The following is a 17,711-nucleotide window of genomic DNA, read 5'->3' as shown; positions in this document are numbered from 1 at the left end:
AGACTATCTATGAATAATCAAACAAAATATTTTCATCATGTTGAACATCGTAAATTTCAAAATAGTTCTAAGACGACATTATGGTTATCTTTAATTATCACGCTCTTTTTTACAATAGTAGAGTTTGTAGGAGGGATCGTATCTAATTCGCTTGCCTTACTATCAGATTCATTTCATATGTTGAGTGATGTGCTTGCTTTAGCGCTATCTATGGTAGCAATATATTTCGCAAGTAAAGCACCCACTAAGAATTATACTTATGGTTTTATGAGGTTAGAAATTATAGTTGCCTTTTTAAATGGTTTGGCGCTTATAGTGATTTCACTAGGTATTATGTATGAAGGAATTATGAGGATTATTCATCCAAAACCTGTAGAAAGTGGTCTTATGGTTGTCATAGCTGTCATAGGATTAGTCGTTAATGTTGTTTTGACATTAATTTTAGTAGCGTCTTTAAAGAAAGAAGATAATATTAATATCCAAAGTGCATTATGGCATTTCTTTGGTGATTTATTAAATTCTATAGGTGTTATCGTAGCAGTAGTGATCATTTATTTCACAGGGTGGAATATTATTGATCCAATCATTAGTATTATTATTTCTTTAATTATATTTAATGGTGGGTTTAAAATTATTAAAAATGCATGGAAAGTATTGATGGAACGCGTGCCTGATGGTTTTAACACAGATATCATTATGGCAGACATGAAATCAGTAGAAGGGGTCATTGATATACATGAATTTCATCTATGGAGTATTACAACTAATCATAGGTCTTTAAGTGCTCACGTTGTACTAAGTGATGAATATATTAAGTCTCCTTATGAAACAATAAATAAAGTTTCTAAATTACTTAAAGATAAATATGGATTAAGACATGTCACATTGCAAATAGAGAATATACATCTCAATCATTTAGATGAAGCATATTTTAAACAATACGAAGAAGTATAGATATTAAAAATCTTTGCTCAGAATTATAAAAACATGACAATAAATGAGTAGGTGGAAATCTAATGGATAAAAATAAAGAGTTCCGCTTTTTAAAGGGAAATATGACAAGTCTTTATATGAAACTTACGAATCTATATGAAATATTACTTAAAAATTCGTCGTGCAATGTCAATGATGAGAAAATGATTTTATTGAATGAGGTGGATCATTTATTAGTAAATCTCAGTTTTTATTGTCATATTCATGATGGTTATAGTAAGTTAAATATTGAATTTATTGCTACTATGAGAACGTTTTATTTATTAGCTAGGGAGTACCTAATTAGTGAAAACGTAAATAAGGATGATATACACCTATATGTATATGAAATGGAATCAGTATATGATCAAGGTATTAATATATTAAACGAGATGTTCAATGAAAAGTAATCAAATTCAACATAGTTTAAATTAAGAAATATTGTCCGAAAAATATTTTGCTTATAAAATAAATAGCATTTATAAGTTCTAAGTATTAGATTAATTTAAAGCTGATTTTAATACAAATAGAAGTTCACAATTTTTGAAAATAAAATAAATTTAAAAGAATTTAGTAAAAAGGCTTTACTTTTCTCAAAATAAGCGTATAGTTGTAATTAAGTAATCAAGTACGTGAAGTTAATTGAGAGTTATTTATAAGAATACACTCCTTTTGATTCAATGAAATTTGTTACAAATATTTAGTGCAAAAGCACGCGGAGGTATTCTATATGAATAACGGTACAGTTAAATGGTTTAATTCAGAAAAAGGTTTTGGTTTCATCGAAAGAGAAGATGGAAGCGACGTATTCGTACATTTCTCAGCAATCGCTGAAGAAGGATACAAATCATTAGAAGAAGGACAAAAAGTTGAATTCGACATCGTTGAAGGCGATCGTGGAGAACAAGCAGCTAATGTCGTAAAAATGTAATAACATTTTTAAAGCAACCGTCATGGTTGCTTTTTTTTATGCCATTATTTAATTAGAATTATTTAAATATGAAAAACACTCCCAGTTCATTAATGAAATTGGGAGTGTTTAGTATAAATATAATATATAAAACAAAAAACTATCAATCAATGTTAATACTTAATAGATTTTAATTTAAAATTTTGCGTTATGCATAACATTAAGATTAAAAATTTTAGTTTGTCCACAGTTTTCGCAATAAGTAGCGAAAGCTTCGATGCCGTTAGATTGATTTGCTGCTGTAGGAATAAAGAAGACATCTTCTGAAAATGTAAGTTTTGGGTTTGAACAACAAACTGTTCGTCTTCTTGAATTATAGAAACGTTGAATTGTTTCTAGTTCTTCCGGACTAAATTTTGTGTCTCTCATGTTAATCACATCCTTTCCTCAGTTATGTATGTGAATAAGGATTACTATCATAAAGATGTTACAACATGGTTTACGCAAAAATATCAATTGACTATCTATTAAAGTACAAAATTGATATTAAATAGAGTTTAATACAATTAAGTACAATTTTGTTGGTTTTTGCTTAAGTGTTTGAAAAAACAGCTTAAATGTAATTAACATTTAAGCTGATATTTTTTAGTACGATGATTAATTTGTTTTATCACCATCAACGCGCTCTTTATTTCCTTTGTCATCTTGTGATTTAGGATTATCTTTCTTTTTAGCACTATCCTTCACTTTTTTGACTGTATCATCATTACTAGTCTTAGAGTCTTTTTTATCTTTTTGAGTTGATTTCTTTTCATCATGTTTTGAATCATGATCACTTTGACTACATGCACCTAAAACTAAAAAACTACATAAAACCAACCAAAATACCTTTTTCATATAATCCTCCTAAGATTCTTAATTATCTTAAGTTTACTACATATTATTGTTATTTTACATCTTTTTCTTTTTCAAAATTGTGAATATTTTTATTAATTTGTATAAATAAATGTAATAATAGTTCAAAGTAATTTATTATAATTAAAAAAGCGCCAACGTAAACTTTAATAATGACGAAAATTAAAGTTAAGTTGACGCTAACAAGAAGTAATGTTAAACACTCACAAAGTTTAACAAATTAAGATTACCATAAATATAAGCGTTTTACCACTTTATTATATTGATAATTAGAAAAGGAAAATTAAACTTCAAGTTATATAATTTATATAGTTGAATGAAACTTAAATATACAAAAAAATTAAAATTGAAAATGATAAAAGTATTAGAAATAATGCGAGGTCAAAAATATTGTGTATTGTTCAATTCATTCTATCAAGCATGTCGCCTTTATACTCAGTCAATGTTTATGAATGATCAAAGATATTTAATTCTTCATTATTAGTATCAGCTGACACATATAATAGGGGATCATATACATTGGTGATTTGATTATATGTGTCGATTTCAGCTAATATTTTAAAACTTCCATTGCTTTGTGGTTCAACAATAGAGATTTCATGATCATTTCGTTGAATTGCAAATTGTCTTTTTGAATGATTGTTAATTTTCCATTCTGCCACGTTTAATATACCTCCCATAAAGAAAATTCATTACAAACAAATCATACATAAGTTGACTTGATTTTGTACTAATCGTATTAGCCAAAACTTTTTTCAATATCCGTAAATGCTTTTGTTGTCATTTTGATATCATTGATTTGGTTATCTTCAATATGACCATCAATATAACCGTGTTTAATTAGAACTTTTAAATTTTCTACGAAGTCATCATAATTTCGATCACAAAAATAATCATCTTGAGTCGTTATGGAATCTTTAAAATCATTGGCTTCTTTTTCAGTTTGTCCTTCATTAGAGCGTTCCATATATAATTTGTAAAATTTTGCGATGGTATATTTTTGTTCTTTAGTTAGTTCGTCCATTTTTACTTTCCTCCCCAATATTGCACTACATATGTTTTACCCTATATTTTCAATTTACAAAACGAATTATCAGATCAATTACTGACAAAATTATGACTCTTTAGCTTTTTTGACACCATCTTGAACGGCATTAGCAAATTGATAGAACGTTTTTGTATAATTATCAGGATTAGAACGAACTTGTCTACTTAGCTTATGATTTTTGAAAAACTGTTCTCTTTGTTTTGTGGTTAATTCTAATTGTACACCTGAGTCATTTTCATTCTCATTGACAAAGTTTTTAGACGATTTGGCATCAATCTCGTTTGGGCTTTCTTTAACAGTAAATCCTTTATGTCGAAGTGATTTGGCTATAGATTTGGCCATTTTTTTATCTTTGCCACCAACAAAAACGATTGGGTCATCTCCTGAAAAACCGTGTATTGAAACGGTTTGCTCAGCATTTTTTAACATATCATGTAATTTAGGTTCGTCATAATTCGTAGATGTAATATGAAGTTGATCATTATTTTTCTTACGTAATCCTTCAAATGAATAAAAATCATAATGACCTACATTAGAAATACGACGCGCAAGTTCAGTTGTCCCTGGTTCAATACCGCCACCATGTATGGCAGTGACTAATATATCGTGATGTTTACGCTCTTTAGTGACAATTCTCCAATCCTTATGCTCTTTGGTATTTGTTTTAAGTTCTTGAAAATTATTGTATCGATCTAAATTCGATTGATTCATGTTTTTTCGTGTATTATAAAATATTAAAGCGACAATCAAGATTGCGATGACTATTAATATGATTGATAAATAATATAATTTAGTATAAAGACTCGTGTTCCTTTTCATACTCTCTCCTTAATTATCAATTTTTTGATTTATAAATCATATCAATTTTTTAATACGTTTAACAAGTAATTTGACTATAACTACATATTAATTATATTAATTAAAATATTTCTCAAAACCTAAAAATATGAAATAATAATAACTTCAATTATATCAAGGCGTACACTATAAAATTCTTTTTATTTAGTTAATGTAAAATAACGCTAAATATTAACAATCTCTTAATGTTAACGTGGTAATATGTAAATAAAGGGATGTGATGATATGGATAAAGAATTATTAAGACGATACTTAAATGACGATGGTTTCAAAGCAGTTGCGGTAGTATTTGGGAATAAGCGTGTCATTTTAGAAAACGATATCCACGTTGATTATGAACATGAGGTCATTATTTATCCTATGAAGAATTGCACAAGAATTATTCCATTCGGTGCGATATCTTATCTTGATTTATTAGAGAAAAATGACCAGTTTGTTAATTATTTTAAAGAAGTCTAATCGCATGAATAAACGCCTTACTCATCATTTGTAAAATGACTTAAATAGAGTAGGGCGTTTTAATATGTTTTCACTAATTTTAAATGGTATTCGTCTGTAAAGTTATCTTTAAGTGCATAAGGTGAAATGATATACATACCGTGGTCGGTTACTGCATTTTGACTTACACCTTCTTTATAGGCTTGATAGATAATTTTTGTACAGTAAGTGAAATGTTTACTTTTAAGATTTAATGTTACTAAGTATCTATGATTAGTATTTTCATAGTTCTCCTTAGTCCATCGAGCAGCTTTTTTACCGGCACCAGGCTTAGCGCAACGATATATTTTAATCCAGTCATCTTTACCTTCACCAAATCTTGACTTAAATGATTCAAATGACTCAGTGATAGGTTTGTCACCAGGGCCTTCAATTTGTAAAACCGTATCATGATCAATGGCGATACTTGAATGACCAAAAAAGCCGAATAAGACAGGACCTTTAGTTATAATGATATCTCCAGGTTGAAGTTGGAAGTCTTGTTTTGATTTCGACATAGAAGAATCTTCGGCATTAGCAATATTGATATGAAAAGGTGATAAGGTCAAGCATATATTGAAGATGATAGTGAAAAGTAATATATATGCAAACTTTTTATACAATGGTTAGAGACTCCTTTATAAATGTAAAATACATAAAAATTAATAAAGTATTAAAATAAAACGTTCAGCTACAACGGCAACTGAACGTATTTGTTTTGGACTAGAGTCCGAATAACAATGTATATATCAACATAGCTAATCCAAAAATGAAGAATACAATGGTGAAACCAAGATAAGATTCTTTCTTAGATTCTTTTTTAGTTTTAAGCATGATAGCTAGAATAATCGCACCAGCTACGATAAATATAAGTGAAAGCCAAAAAAGAATTGTAAAATGCAAGCTCATTTTTTAACCTCCTATCTCTTTAAAGAAAATCATAAAAAATTGGATAAATGTAGTACAGTGTAAGAATAATATTAATAAAGAAAAGAACTTCACTTAACAAGTCCTTTTTAGTTATAGCAATAGCAAAACTAATCATCATAATCAAACCGCATACAATTAATCCAGGCACTAACCATAAGGTATCGTCTAGGTTTGCATTATAAGTAATAATTACATTAAAAATAATAAATAATATCGTTAAAATAATATTGATTGCATGTATAATGTATAGTTTCATAGGTGCTTCACCTCTGGAAAATGCATCTTTGATTTCAAAATCCTTATTCTTATCATATCATTAATTGAGATTTGGTAAATATAGAAATGCTGTAACTATCAATTAAATGTGAATAAATAATGAGAAATTAATGAAAAAATGAATTTCAAACTGAAAAAGGAGCAATTAATTGAATAAATATTACAAATTAATAAAAAATGTGCAAAATTGAATTTTGCACATTTACAATCTCGAGTTTTCTGATAAGATTAAATACAAATCAACTATTGATTAAGATAAGGGGGTATGTGATTATGACATTTTATGATTTTATTATAGGTTTTATTAATGATGATACACCATTTGGAAGTTTAGCTAACTATATTAATAAATATCACAAATTCCCAAAAGATGAAAAAAATAAGCATGTTATTCGATCATATGTGCTGTCTAATTATAAGGACCCTCAACTTATTGAAAGCACCAATAGAGCGATTAGTTTATATCAACTAACTTAAGTAATACCAGTTTTGTTGGTTTAAAGCATGCCAAACGTCTTTCGTTTTAAAATTGATATCATTGTTTTTGATACTAAATGGCTTTATGATGTCGTTATCTAACCAGGTGTTAATGAGCTCATTTGGTACGCCGTCTAATAACATATCACTTTTACTTACTATAAAACATTCCCAATCAAGTGATACATTTTGCGGGTTCACATAATTGTAATCATGAGACTCCATTTTATTTAACACTCCTTTAACAAATGTAAATCTAGTGTTAAGTTATACCCTTTTTAAGGGTAGTCAAACCCTATCAGACAGTTAATTTATCAATAAATTGTTGATTTACTAACGACTTTAGTAGTGATTTAATGGTATTAGATAAGTAACTCGTTATCATTTAGTGTATAGCGAATTGTGAATAGTAGTTTAGTAGAGGTGTGAAAAATTGACGAAGATTTTATATTTAATGAGACATGGTCAAACTGTTTTTAATTTAAAGGGTAAAATCCAAGGGGCAAGTGATTCACCATTAACAAACCATGGTATTGAACAAGCTCAAGCCGCTGCACGTTATTTTGAGAATAATCATATTGAATTTGATACCTTGTTTTCATCTTCTCAGGAACGAGCGTGTGATACACTTGAGAATGCTGTACCTAACCATCAACATAAATATGTTCGGTCAAAAGGTTTAAAAGAATGGCATTTTGGTGTTTTTGAGGGTGAAAGTATTGAATTGCTTAAGAAAATCAAACAGCCTACAACGCTTTATGGAGATTATGTCGTTCCTTTCGGTGGAGAGTCGCGTTTACAAGTAGAACAACGTATGACAGATACATTAACTGAAATTATGGAACATCATTGTGATAAAACAACATTAGCTGTAAGTCATGGTAGTACTATAGGTCTTTTTATTAGAAAGTGCTTGGGTTATGAAGAGGGTAGTTCATTTGATATAGGAAATTGTCATATTTTAAAATTTGAATATCAAGATGGTCAATTTAAATTTATTGAATTGATTGATCCTACATTATAAAAATAAGCTCGACGTTGCAAATAAGGCAATGTTGAGCTTTTAATATATTTTATCATCTTAATTTGTTTAAATCTTTGAATGCATAATTAGAATATGGCCCACATATATCCTTAATTTAATCAAAGACATATATTAGCTTTTTCTTAAATCATAAGATAGCCAATGTTCATCAAAATATTCGTCACCAATTTTACTAGCATTTTTCTCAAAACCAAGATTTTCAAATCCTAGAGAACTAAAAAATACTTTAGCGCTGATATTACTAGATGTCACTGAAGTAAGTATTGTTTCTAAGTTCTTTTGTTCAGCAAAATGAAGTATATAATTGATTAATTCTCTGTTAATCACTTCATCATTGTCTTTTACAAAGTTATTTAGGATAACTGCTTTATGTTGTTTACCTACATATTTGCTTTGTCTCAATGTTGCAGTTGCAACTAGGACATCATCTTCAAAAGCACCAAAAACATTGATATGAGCTGTTTCTGAAGATAAAATTTTTGTCAAAGCTTCATCGGATACATGATCCAAATAATAGCGATCCCATGAATATGTGTGATGTTCCCCTGATAAAAGTGATTTGTATGAAGCTAAATCATCTAGGTTTAATGTACGTATGTTGTTCATAGTGACCTCCTGATTCAAATAGTTGATTAATTTGAAGTGGCTAGTTAATTACATAATAAAATATTTAATTAAAACTTTCAATAATAATTTAAAAATAGACAAAAACACTTTCGAAAATTTTGATAAAATAATTATTTAATTACATGGTTATGTATATTATATATTCAGTATACCAGAGTTATCGTCAGGATGGGGAAAATTACTTAAGGAGATTATATGAAAAAAAGACACGTTCTTATAAGAACGTGTCTTTTTATTTAATCTTTTAAACTATTATTTAGTCTTCTACTTTAACATTTAAATTGACATCGATATTACCGCGTGTCGCTTTAGAATATGGACAGAAGTCATGTGCATCTTGAAGATATTTTTCAGCATCTTCTTGAGATAATACATTTTTCACTTTCGCGTCAATATCTACGCTTAATTTTGGACTTTCAGCATCTGGATCATCTTCTAATCTTACTGTAAGTGTTACTTCTGGCTCTGCATCACGTACTTTATTTTGTTTTAAGATTAAATCAAACGCGCCATTAAAACATGATGCATAACCTGCGGCAAATAATTGCTCAGGGTTTGTTGCTTTACCATCTGCTTGTTGTGGTGGTAATACATCTACATTTATCGCATTATCATCAGTTTGAACGTGTCCTTTACGTCCACCAACGTTTGTTGCTTTAGTTTCATATTGAACTGCCATATATGATTACCTCCTATATTTTGTATATATTTTTCTATACCCGTAAATATTCATCTCAATCATGTGTGAATTTTTTTTAAGATATGTTACTGCAAAGCACTTTATGGCGGTTTGATGTAATTTAGTTTAGAATAATAATCAATTAATGATGTATTGAATGAAATGAGGGATTGATATGCAAAAGGTAGATATAGCCGTAACGATTGCGCCTAAAGAAGCAACGATAACTGACTTGTTTAAAGACTTAGAGTTCTTTCAAGACAGTATTGATATTATTGAATTACGAATAGATCAATGGGCAGATATTACAGGAGTTAATCAGGTTGTCGATGAGTTAAATGAATTGCCTTTTGAATTTAAAGTATTAATCACATATAGATCTAACTCCCAAGGAGGTAAGGGTTATGTGAATGAAGTTGAATATCAAAGTGTAATTCAAAACCTCATTGATGAATCAAATTATGACATGTTAGACATTGAATGGGATGACCAAAAAGACAAAAATACTTATTTAACTCTTATAAATAAGGCACATCAAAAAGGCATTCAAGTGGTACTATCACATCATAATTTTAATGAAACACCATCATTAGAAGAATTAAAATTCACTTATTATAAAATGCACCAATTCGAAGCAGACTATTTAAAAGTGGCAGTTATGCCTAATGATGAAAAGGATGTATTACATCTATTGGAGGCAGTCAAAGACTCGGCTGATGCTTTAAATCAGCACATTGTTGGTATAGCAATGTCGGATATAGGCTTAGTTAGTCGTACGGCACAGGGCGTATTTGGTGGTACTGTATCTTATGGTTGCTTAAATGAACCGCATGCTCCAGGACAAATTCATGTAGAAGAATTGAAAAAACAAATAGATTTCTATAATAAGTAAGTCGACGATTTGAACATTACCTTAATATATTTTATTATTGATAAAGATTATCAATGAACGAAGAAGGAGCGATATGATTGGAACTACAAGATGCAATATCAAACAGAAGAAGCGTCAAGAAGTTTAAACACGATATGACTATCGATGATAATGCTTTATATGAGGCTATAGAAAAGGCTACCGATGCTCCTAACCATGGTATGAGAGAGCCGTGGAGAGTTGTACATGTTGCTAAAGATAGATTAGGAAACATGAGTGAAGATATCACACGCTTTGCTTTCCCCGATAGTCCGGAAAAGCGAGCTGATCATTATGATAAAGTGACAAAACTAGGCGGCATGTTGTTGTTGATTATGAAAGCAGATCCAAGACAACGTCAAAATAGAGAAAATTACTTTGCATTCGGTGCATTTGCCCAAAATTTAATGTTGTTACTTTATGAAGCAGGTATTGGTACTTGTTGGAAATCACCTGCATATATTTTTGAACCTAAAATCCGTAAAGCATTAAATATTGAAGATGATGAAATATTAGCAGGATTCTTATATCTTACTGATTTAGAAGAACCAATGACAAAAGCTAAACGTAAGAATAGAGACCTAATTTCAGAGTATTAAAAGTGATGATGTAGAGCAATATAATAAAATAAGGTCGAGACGTTAACTAAGTCATAAACCAATAAGTTGGTACTATGATACTTAATCAATGTCTCGACCATTTTTTGTATATTATTTATTGAATGTTTCGTCTAAGAATGATTCTACTTGTTCAGGAGATTTAGCATTTGCTGAGTGTAAATGAGCTAACTTTTCACCATTTTTAAATACTAAAATACTAGGAATACCCATAACATCATTTTCAGCAGTTACATCTTCCAATTCATCACGATTTACAGTATACCATTCATAATCCTTATATTTTTCAACGATAGGGTCTATCCACATATCCATTGCTTTACAATCAGGGCACCAACCTGCTTCGAATTTGACGATAACAGGTTGATCGTTTTGGACAGTGTCGTTAAATTGTTCAGTTGTTTTAATACTTTCCATTTATAAAAGCTCCTTTGAAAAAATTTAGTAAATTTATTATAACGGATGAAAATACTTAAATAAAAAAATAAGCTTAAAAAGTAGAGCGTTTTCTAAAATAACATGATATATTGGATTTAAGAGATAAAGGAGGCAAAGCGATGATTAAATTTTACCAATATGCAAATTGTACAACTTGCAAAAAAGCAGCAAAATTTTTAGATGAATACGGTGTGAGTTATGAACCAATTGATATTGTTCAACATACACCAACGAAAAATGAATTTAAAGAAATTGTTGATAAAACTGGTGTAGACACTAAAAAATTATTTAATACACACGGTGCCAAATATCGTGAATTAGATTTAAAAAATAAATTAGATGATTTATCAGACGAAGAACGTTTTGAATTACTTGCTTCAGATGGCATGTTAGTGAAAAGACCTTTAGCTATATTAGGTGATAAAATCACATTAGGTTTTAAAGAAGAAGAGTATAAAAATACTTGGTTATAATTGGATACCATTTCAAAATATAAAAAGTGAACTTTCATTTTAATAAAGTCATAAAAATACCAATTTACATCTTAAATCCGAATATTTAAAGGTTTAAAATTTTTAGATAATAGTTGATTGATAATTGTGGGTATGGCATCATTAAAATGTACTTAAAATTAGGAGGGGATTTATCGTGGCAGTACCAAACGAATTTAAATACTCTAAAGAACATGAATGGGTTAAAGTTGAAGGAAATGTAGCGACAATTGGTATTACTGAATATGCTCAAAACGAGTTAGGTGATATCGTATTCGTTGAATTACCTGAAACTGATGATGAATTAAACGAAGGCGACACTTTCGGTAGTGTTGAATCTGTAAAAACTGTATCTGAATTATATGCACCAATTACTGGTAAAGTAGTTGAAGTTAATGAAGAATTAGAAGATAGTCCTGAATTTGTAAACGAATCACCATACGAAAAAGCATGGATGGTTAAAGTAGAAATTAGTGACGAAAGCCAAATTGACGAATTATTATCAGCAGAACAATATTCAGAAATGATTGGCGAATAATATTTGCAAACTCCTCGATCTCGTATCAAGGAGTTTTTTTTAGTGTTTCTTAAATCTTTAGATTTTAGAAACACTTATGCCATTGCGAAAGCAGAGGCGAACCGAAGGAAGAATTTTATAGGCATGCGTACATATAATCTGATGAACTTAGATTTAAAAAGACATTGATGCTATTTGTAAAAAAGATATTAACAGTGTAATGAAATGGTTAATTCATTTTAAGTTTTTGTAGTATATGTTTTATAAATAGCATCTTCGTGGAATTAAATAGTGATAGCTAATTTTCGATTTTTAAAGGGTGAATACTTATGACTATTGTGAATAAAGTAATCATTGTTGAAGGTAAATCTGATAAAAAACGAGTGCAGCAAGTCATTGCAGAACCAGTAAGTATTATTTGTACGCATGGTACTATGAGTATAGATAAGATAGATGATATGATAGAATCACTTTATGGTAAACAAGTTTTCGTCTTAGCTGATTCAGATGACGAAGGGGATCGAATTAGAAAATGGTTCAAACGGTATTTAAGTGAGTCTGAACATATTTTTGTAGATAAAACATTTTGCGAAGTGGCCAATTGTCCTAAAAATTATTTAGCGCATGTACTTACCAAACATGGATTTAATTGCAAAAAAGAGAAATCCCTTATACCTAATTTAAAAACTGAAAGGTTAGTTTTAGTGAATGAGTAAATCAATCGAAATAGACGATGTGACTGAAAACTTTGGTGAAGATAAACATCTCATTTTCGGATATACGCCTACATGCGGTACATGTAAAGTGTCTGAAAGAATGTTGGATATTGCAAATGAAATTTTGAAACTTCCGGTTAAGAAAATTGATATGAACTTTCATCCAAAGTTTAGTGAAACACATCAAATTATGTCAGTACCAGTATTAATGTTAATGAATAAGGATAAAGAAGTAAAAAGATTGTATGCGTTTAGGTCTGTTCCTTATTTGTTAGAAAATTTAAAATAATTATTGACGAATCTCTACCGTGATGGTAGGATTAAATAAAATTAAATCATGCAAACACTCTTATCGAGAGAGGTGGAGGGATGTGCCCTACGAAGCCCGGCAACCGTCTTATATAGAAATGGTGCCAATTCACATAAAGGTAAACTTTAGAAGATGAGAGAAAGATATTTTAAAATGCTTTCTCAAACAGTCTAAAGTTTTGAGGAAGCATTTTTTAATTTGTATTAGTTATAAACAAGGAGGTATTAACGTGATTGAGTTAAAACAAATCGTGAAACGATATCATACGAAAAATAAAGACGTACTCGCTGTAGATCACGTTGATTTAAACATTCAATCCGGTTCCATTTTTGGGGTGATTGGTTTTTCTGGAGCAGGTAAGAGTACCTTAATTAGAATGTTTAATAATTTAGAAGCACCCACTTCTGGAGAAGTTATTATTGATGGAGATAGCATAAGTCAATTATCGAAGTCAGATTTACGTAAGAAGCGCCAAAAAGTAAGTATGATTTTCCAACATTTTAATTTACTATGGTCGAGAACTGTACTTAAAAATATTACATTCCCACTAGAAATTGCAGGATTATCTAGAGGAGAAGCAAAACGTAAGGCAAATGAATTAATAGAACTTGTAGGCTTGAAGGGACGAGAAAATGCTTATCCATCTGAGTTGTCTGGTGGACAGAAACAAAGAGTTGGTATTGCCAGAGCATTAGCCAATGATCCGACAGTATTGCTTTGTGATGAAGCTACAAGTGCACTTGATCCTCAAACTACAGATGAAATTTTAGACTTATTATTAAAAATACGTGAGCAACAAAATTTAACAATCGTGTTAATCACACATGAAATGCAAGTGATTCGCCGAATTTGTGATGAAGTCGCAGTTATGGAAAACGGACGCGTGATAGAACAAGGTCAAGTTAGCCAAGTATTTGAAAATCCACAACACGAAGTAACGAGACGATTTGTAAAAGATGATTTAAATGAGGATTTTGAGGAATCATTAGATGCGTTAGAACCATTAGATAACAATGCTTACATAGTTAGATTGAATTTTAACGGTGAAAATACGACTCAACCAATTGTATCGTACATTACAAAAACGCATCAGATTGACGTTAATATTTTAGAAGCTGACATTAAAAATACAAGAAATGGTACATTAGGATTTTTAGTTATCCATATACCTTTTATAAGTTCTGAAAATTTCGAAGATTTCAAATCTAATCTTAATGAGAAACATGTGAATGTGGAGGTGTTAAGACATGGTTAAGTCAGTTGGAGAAATACTCCAAGAAATGATTACAATGCCGAACGTCCAATGGCCAGAAGTTTGGCAAGCCATTGTTGAAACACTTTATATGACTGTCGTATCAACAATATTTGCTTTTATATTTGGATTGATTTTAGGTGTTTTATTATTTTTATCGGCTAAGAGTCATTCAAAAGTGGCAAGAATATTTTATTCAATCGTTTCATTTATCGTGAACCTATTTAGAGCGATACCGTTCATCATTTTAATCTTGTTATTAATACCATTTACAAGTGTCGTTTTAGGCACAATAAGTGGTCCAACAGGTGCACTACCTGCATTAATCATAGGTGCAGCGCCATTCTATGCTAGATTAGTAGAAATTGCTTTCAAAGAGATAGATAAAGGGGTAATTGAGGCAGCGTGGTCTATGGGTGCTAATACTTGGACTGTAGTAAGAAAAGTATTACTACCTGAAGCAATGCCGGCGTTAGTATCAGGTTTAGCAGTAACAGCAATTGCATTAGTGGGATCTACAGCAATTGCCGGAGTTATCGGTGCTGGTGGTTTAGGTAACTTAGCTTACTTAACAGGTTTCACTCGAAATCAAAAAGACGTTATTTTAGTTTCAACAGTTTTCATCTTAATCATTGTATTCATCATCCAATTTATTGGTGACTGGGTTACAAACAAAATTGATAAACGCTAAAGAAAAGGGGACAAATCAATGAAGAAAATTTTAGGTATTTTATTATTATTATCTTTAACTGTAGCATTAGCAGCATGTGGAGGTAAGGATGACGACAAGACAATTAAAGTAGGTGCTTCACCTGCACCTCACGCAGAAATTTTAGAAAAAGCAAAACCATTATTAGAGAAAAAAGGTTATAAATTAGATATTCAAACAATCAACGACTATACAACACCTAACAAATTATTAGATAAAGGTGAATTAGATGCCAACTTCTTCCAACATACACCTTATTTAAAAACTGAAAGTAAAGAAAAAGGATACAAAATTGAATCAGCTGGTGACGTAGAATTAGAACCAATGGCTGTCTACTCTAAAAAGTATAAAAGCTTAAAAGATTTACCTAAAGGTGCAACAGTATACGTTTCTAACAATCCTGCAGAACAAGGTCGTTTCCTTAAATTCTTCGTGGATGAAGGATTAATTAAAATTAAAAAAGGCGTTAAAATTGAAGACGCAAAATTCAGTGACATCACTGAAAACAAAAAAGACATCAAATTTAACAACAAACAATCAGCAGAATTCTTACCAAAAATCTATCAAAAACAAGATGCAGATGCAGTTATCATTAACTCAAATTATGCTATTGATCAAAAATTAAATCCTAAAAAAGACTCAATCGCTTATGAAAAAGCTAAAGATAATCCATATGCTAACTTAATCGCAGTTAAAGATGGACATAAAGACGATAAGAAAATTAAAGAATTAATGAAAGTTTTACGTTCAAAAGAAATTAAAGACTACATTAATAAAAAATATGATGGTGCTGTAGTGCCAGCAGAATAATTATAGAAATAGTAAAATCCTCAAGACAAAAGTGCTTGAGGATTTTTTATATTTATATCATTTGTATAATTTTTTTAATATCTAATAAGCTCATTTAAATAGGTTATAAAGTAACAAAATTAATGAAGCAATAAGTAGAAGTGTAGAAGGTAACATAGCATTATTATCAGGCTTAGTAAATTGATTTTTAATAATTAAAATCAAGGATATGAGTATTAATAATATTGCTACTATATGGACAATTATTGTAAACATTTAACCATCCCTTTTTTATAAGCGTAATATATTTGAAAGGCATTATTTTCATATTAGACCATCAATTAATATTAATTTTTTGAAAATAAATGTTTATATAGTATGAATAGTGGTATAAATTAAGCATAATAACTTACTAAATAAATACTAGGAGGAATTCATCATGGCTGAAGATAAATTCGAACAAGCAAAAGGTAATGTAAAAGAAACTGTAGGTAACGTAACTGATAACGAAAACCTTGAAAAAGAAGGTAAAGAAGATAAAGCTTCTGGTAAAGTAAAAGAAGCAGTAAATAATGTTATCGATAAAGTTAAAGGTAACAAAGAATAATTATTAAATAATCAAAAGGCTCTCATCCACATTAGTGTTTGAGAGCCTTATTTTTATATTTGTTCTTCATTTTTAGCAGTTATTTGTCCTAAGACATAGCTAACAATAAAGCCAACAATTAAAGTGACAATAGAAATGATCCATGTCAAAGCGGATTTAGGTAAGCCTGGATAAACAGCAAATATGGATCCAATAACAAAGCCTATAATTAATGCGAATGTCATGGTTGTATGATGATGTAACAAGTATTGGATTAATTTACTTGACACTAAGAATCCAGTTAGGATACCTAAACCTACTATTAAAAGTATAGGTAAAGCATTGAAATTAAATTTTACTAATTGAGATATAGCATACATTACAGTACCATAAGCACCAAATATAAGTAACATAAATGAACCTGAAATACCTGGTAAGAGCATTGCACTAGAAGCACATATACCTGCAATATAATATTTAATAATAAGACTAGTAGATAAAGATAATGTTTCTCCTGTGTGCTTGTCTCCACCATTAAGTAGGGTCATGATCACCAATATTGCGATGCCAACCAAAACTACAATGTAATGCTTTGCTTTAAAAGTTGATTTAAAATGTGACACTTTAAGAAGGTAAGGAATAATTCCAATGATTAACCCGGTGAAAAAGAACATTGTTGGAATTTCATGTGTACTAAGCAAATAGTTAAATAGATTGCTTAATATACCGATTGCTAAAAGCATACCTATTATAATAGGTAATAAAAATTTCAAACTAGGCCAAAACCTTCTTGAAAATAAGCCACTAATGGAACTAATAAAACCATCATAAATTCCAAGTAAAAGTGCTATAGTGCCACCACTGACACCAGGTACTAAATCACTTGTACCCATACCAAAACCTTTTAATACATTAATCCATTTAAAGTTTTTCATTAATGTCTCCTTTCTTAACCCTAAAAGGTTAAAGTGTATAATAACATAATTCATTGGCTTGAGTTAAATAAAACAACTATTTGTCTAAAAAGTGTCTATTGAGAAAGATGCATATTTCGTTATCATTTGAAATAACTAAAAACAATAGATGAAAATCGTTTTTTGAAAAGAATTACTCTAATTTACGGTTTTAAAAAGTTTATATTATCCAGTAAGTACGTTATAAT

The 17,711-nt window shown here is 29.9% G+C and carries 30 protein-coding genes and 1 riboswitch; of the genes, 17 read left to right on the top strand and 13 right to left on the bottom strand.

The window, feature by feature from the left end; translation table 11 throughout:
- Positions 1-9 precede the first annotated feature (9 nt).
- The 3 genes from P7F85_RS09655 (at position 10) to P7F85_RS09645 (ending at position 1,903) form a co-directional block, all read left to right on the top strand.
- Entirely contained in the window at positions 10-954 is a 945-nt protein-coding gene (locus P7F85_RS09655) for a cation diffusion facilitator family transporter (protein ID WP_002466283.1), read from the top strand.
- Positions 955-1,016: 62 nt separating this feature from the next.
- A complete protein-coding gene (locus P7F85_RS09650; RefSeq protein ID WP_002466279.1) occupies positions 1,017-1,382 on the top strand; it encodes a hypothetical protein in 366 nt (121 codons plus the stop codon).
- A gap of 320 nt (positions 1,383-1,702) precedes the next feature.
- On the top strand, positions 1,703-1,903 hold the full coding sequence (locus tag P7F85_RS09645) for a cold-shock protein (protein WP_002450876.1): 201 nt from the start codon (positions 1,703-1,705) through the stop codon (positions 1,901-1,903).
- 174 nt (positions 1,904-2,077) lie between these two features.
- On the opposite strand, the gene P7F85_RS09640 is transcribed toward P7F85_RS09645, so the two are convergent.
- The 5 genes from P7F85_RS09640 to P7F85_RS09620 all read right to left on the bottom strand — a co-directional run bounded on the left by P7F85_RS09640 (position 2,078) and on the right by P7F85_RS09620 (position 4,664).
- Positions 2,078-2,311, bottom strand: coding sequence for a hypothetical protein (locus tag P7F85_RS09640; RefSeq protein WP_015365252.1), 234 nt, complete (start codon positions 2,309-2,311; stop codon positions 2,078-2,080).
- Positions 2,312-2,539: 228 nt separating this feature from the next.
- The gene (locus P7F85_RS09635; RefSeq protein ID WP_002465943.1) at positions 2,540-2,779 is read right to left on the bottom strand and encodes a hypothetical protein; all 240 of its coding nucleotides are present in this window, start codon (positions 2,777-2,779) and stop codon (positions 2,540-2,542) included.
- 464 nt (positions 2,780-3,243) lie between these two features.
- Positions 3,244-3,459, bottom strand: a complete 216-nt coding sequence (locus P7F85_RS09630) for a hypothetical protein (RefSeq protein WP_002465949.1) — start codon at positions 3,457-3,459, stop codon at positions 3,244-3,246.
- Positions 3,460-3,536: 77 nt separating this feature from the next.
- Positions 3,537-3,821: a hypothetical protein gene (locus P7F85_RS09625; RefSeq protein ID WP_002465939.1), complete on the bottom strand. Its 285-nt coding sequence runs from the start codon at positions 3,819-3,821 to the stop codon at positions 3,537-3,539.
- Between the two features lie 90 nt (positions 3,822-3,911).
- Positions 3,912-4,664: a poly-gamma-glutamate hydrolase family protein gene (locus P7F85_RS09620; RefSeq protein ID WP_002465946.1), complete on the bottom strand. Its 753-nt coding sequence runs from the start codon at positions 4,662-4,664 to the stop codon at positions 3,912-3,914.
- A gap of 264 nt (positions 4,665-4,928) precedes the next feature.
- On the opposite strand from P7F85_RS09620, the gene P7F85_RS09615 reads away from it, so the two are divergent.
- Positions 4,929-5,162, top strand: coding sequence for a hypothetical protein (locus P7F85_RS09615; RefSeq protein WP_002450870.1), 234 nt, complete (start codon positions 4,929-4,931; stop codon positions 5,160-5,162).
- A 59-nt stretch (positions 5,163-5,221) separates the two neighbouring features.
- Here the strand turns inward: P7F85_RS09615 and lnsA are convergent, their stop codons facing one another.
- The 3 genes from lnsA to tsaA form a co-directional block, all read right to left on the bottom strand.
- Positions 5,222-5,803, bottom strand: coding sequence for a lipoprotein N-acylation protein LnsA (gene lnsA, locus P7F85_RS09610; RefSeq protein WP_015365251.1), 582 nt, complete (start codon positions 5,801-5,803; stop codon positions 5,222-5,224).
- Positions 5,804-5,903: 100 nt separating this feature from the next.
- The gene (gene tsaT, locus P7F85_RS09605) at positions 5,904-6,089 is read right to left on the bottom strand and encodes a type II toxin-antitoxin system toxin TsaT (protein ID WP_002465948.1); all 186 of its coding nucleotides are present in this window, start codon (positions 6,087-6,089) and stop codon (positions 5,904-5,906) included.
- A 19-nt stretch (positions 6,090-6,108) separates the two neighbouring features.
- On the bottom strand, positions 6,109-6,366 hold the full coding sequence (gene tsaA / locus P7F85_RS09600; RefSeq protein ID WP_015365250.1) for a type II toxin-antitoxin system antitoxin TsaA: 258 nt from the start codon (positions 6,364-6,366) through the stop codon (positions 6,109-6,111).
- Positions 6,367-6,659: 293 nt separating this feature from the next.
- Here tsaA and P7F85_RS09595 point away from each other — a divergent pair, with 293 nt between their 5' ends.
- Positions 6,660-6,863: a sterile alpha motif-like domain-containing protein gene (locus P7F85_RS09595; RefSeq protein ID WP_002465950.1), complete on the top strand. Its 204-nt coding sequence runs from the start codon at positions 6,660-6,662 to the stop codon at positions 6,861-6,863.
- On the opposite strand, the gene P7F85_RS09590 is transcribed toward P7F85_RS09595, so the two are convergent.
- Positions 6,855-7,088 carry a hypothetical protein gene (locus P7F85_RS09590; protein ID WP_002450865.1) on the bottom strand — a complete coding sequence of 78 codons (234 nt, stop codon included), beginning with the start codon at positions 7,086-7,088 and terminating at the stop codon, positions 6,855-6,857. The genes P7F85_RS09595 and P7F85_RS09590 overlap by 9 nt on opposite strands.
- Before the next feature lie 208 nt (positions 7,089-7,296).
- Between P7F85_RS09590 and P7F85_RS09585 the strand changes: the two genes are divergently transcribed.
- The gene (locus tag P7F85_RS09585) at positions 7,297-7,887 is read left to right on the top strand and encodes a histidine phosphatase family protein (protein WP_002465945.1); all 591 of its coding nucleotides are present in this window, start codon (positions 7,297-7,299) and stop codon (positions 7,885-7,887) included.
- 132 nt (positions 7,888-8,019) lie between these two features.
- Here P7F85_RS09585 and P7F85_RS09580 read toward each other — a convergent pair whose 3' ends face one another.
- Positions 8,020-8,514, bottom strand: a complete 495-nt coding sequence (locus tag P7F85_RS09580) for a GNAT family N-acetyltransferase (RefSeq protein ID WP_002465942.1) — start codon at positions 8,512-8,514, stop codon at positions 8,020-8,022.
- Between the two features lie 277 nt (positions 8,515-8,791).
- Complete coding sequence (locus tag P7F85_RS09575) at positions 8,792-9,214, bottom strand: organic hydroperoxide resistance protein (protein ID WP_002450862.1); 423 nt, start codon at positions 9,212-9,214, stop codon at positions 8,792-8,794.
- A 175-nt stretch (positions 9,215-9,389) separates the two neighbouring features.
- Here P7F85_RS09575 and aroD point away from each other — a divergent pair, with 175 nt between their 5' ends.
- On the top strand, positions 9,390-10,106 hold the full coding sequence (aroD, locus tag P7F85_RS09570) for a type I 3-dehydroquinate dehydratase (protein WP_002465941.1): 717 nt from the start codon (positions 9,390-9,392) through the stop codon (positions 10,104-10,106).
- Between the two features lie 77 nt (positions 10,107-10,183).
- Positions 10,184-10,723, top strand: a complete 540-nt coding sequence (locus P7F85_RS09565) for a nitroreductase family protein (RefSeq protein WP_002465937.1) — start codon at positions 10,184-10,186, stop codon at positions 10,721-10,723.
- 111 nt (positions 10,724-10,834) lie between these two features.
- Here P7F85_RS09565 and P7F85_RS09560 read toward each other — a convergent pair whose 3' ends face one another.
- Positions 10,835-11,158 carry a thioredoxin family protein gene (locus tag P7F85_RS09560; protein ID WP_015365247.1) on the bottom strand — a complete coding sequence of 108 codons (324 nt, stop codon included), beginning with the start codon at positions 11,156-11,158 and terminating at the stop codon, positions 10,835-10,837.
- A gap of 140 nt (positions 11,159-11,298) precedes the next feature.
- Here P7F85_RS09560 and P7F85_RS09555 point away from each other — a divergent pair, with 140 nt between their 5' ends.
- The 9 genes from P7F85_RS09555 to P7F85_RS09515 all read left to right on the top strand — a co-directional run bounded on the left by P7F85_RS09555 (position 11,299) and on the right by P7F85_RS09515 (position 16,570).
- A complete protein-coding gene (locus P7F85_RS09555; protein ID WP_002465944.1) occupies positions 11,299-11,652 on the top strand; it encodes an arsenate reductase family protein in 354 nt (117 codons plus the stop codon).
- Between the two features lie 175 nt (positions 11,653-11,827).
- On the top strand, positions 11,828-12,208 hold the full coding sequence (gcvH, locus tag P7F85_RS09550) for a glycine cleavage system protein GcvH (RefSeq protein WP_002465947.1): 381 nt from the start codon (positions 11,828-11,830) through the stop codon (positions 12,206-12,208).
- Between the two features lie 42 nt (positions 12,209-12,250).
- On the top strand, positions 12,251-12,376 hold the full coding sequence (locus P7F85_RS09545; protein WP_019235837.1) for a hypothetical protein: 126 nt from the start codon (positions 12,251-12,253) through the stop codon (positions 12,374-12,376).
- Between the two features lie 140 nt (positions 12,377-12,516).
- Positions 12,517-12,903, top strand: a complete 387-nt coding sequence (locus P7F85_RS09540; protein WP_002450856.1) for a toprim domain-containing protein — start codon at positions 12,517-12,519, stop codon at positions 12,901-12,903.
- Positions 12,896-13,192 carry a thioredoxin family protein gene (locus tag P7F85_RS09535; protein ID WP_002467441.1) on the top strand — a complete coding sequence of 99 codons (297 nt, stop codon included), beginning with the start codon at positions 12,896-12,898 and terminating at the stop codon, positions 13,190-13,192. The genes P7F85_RS09540 and P7F85_RS09535 overlap by 8 nt, the downstream gene beginning before the upstream one ends.
- A gap of 57 nt (positions 13,193-13,249) precedes the next feature.
- Positions 13,250-13,352: riboswitch (SAM riboswitch) on the top strand.
- Between the two features lie 90 nt (positions 13,353-13,442).
- Complete coding sequence (locus P7F85_RS09530) at positions 13,443-14,468, top strand: methionine ABC transporter ATP-binding protein (protein WP_002467437.1); 1,026 nt, start codon at positions 13,443-13,445, stop codon at positions 14,466-14,468.
- Entirely contained in the window at positions 14,461-15,156 is a 696-nt protein-coding gene (locus tag P7F85_RS09525) for a methionine ABC transporter permease (RefSeq protein WP_046464295.1), read from the top strand. Before P7F85_RS09530 ends, P7F85_RS09525 begins: the two co-directional genes overlap by 8 nt.
- Before the next feature lie 18 nt (positions 15,157-15,174).
- On the top strand, positions 15,175-15,984 hold the full coding sequence (locus P7F85_RS09520) for a MetQ/NlpA family ABC transporter substrate-binding protein (RefSeq protein ID WP_002467439.1): 810 nt from the start codon (positions 15,175-15,177) through the stop codon (positions 15,982-15,984).
- A 415-nt stretch (positions 15,985-16,399) separates the two neighbouring features.
- A complete protein-coding gene (locus P7F85_RS09515; protein WP_171001918.1) occupies positions 16,400-16,570 on the top strand; it encodes a CsbD family protein in 171 nt (56 codons plus the stop codon).
- 53 nt (positions 16,571-16,623) lie between these two features.
- Here the strand turns inward: P7F85_RS09515 and P7F85_RS09510 are convergent, their stop codons facing one another.
- The gene (locus P7F85_RS09510) at positions 16,624-17,484 is read right to left on the bottom strand and encodes a DUF368 domain-containing protein (RefSeq protein ID WP_019235838.1); all 861 of its coding nucleotides are present in this window, start codon (positions 17,482-17,484) and stop codon (positions 16,624-16,626) included.
- Positions 17,485-17,711 lie beyond the last annotated feature (227 nt).

The sequence above is a fragment of the Staphylococcus sp. aM genome, assembly GCF_052975125.1.
Note: the sequence above shows the minus strand (reverse complement) of the source record. Positions and strands in the feature narration are given on the sequence as shown.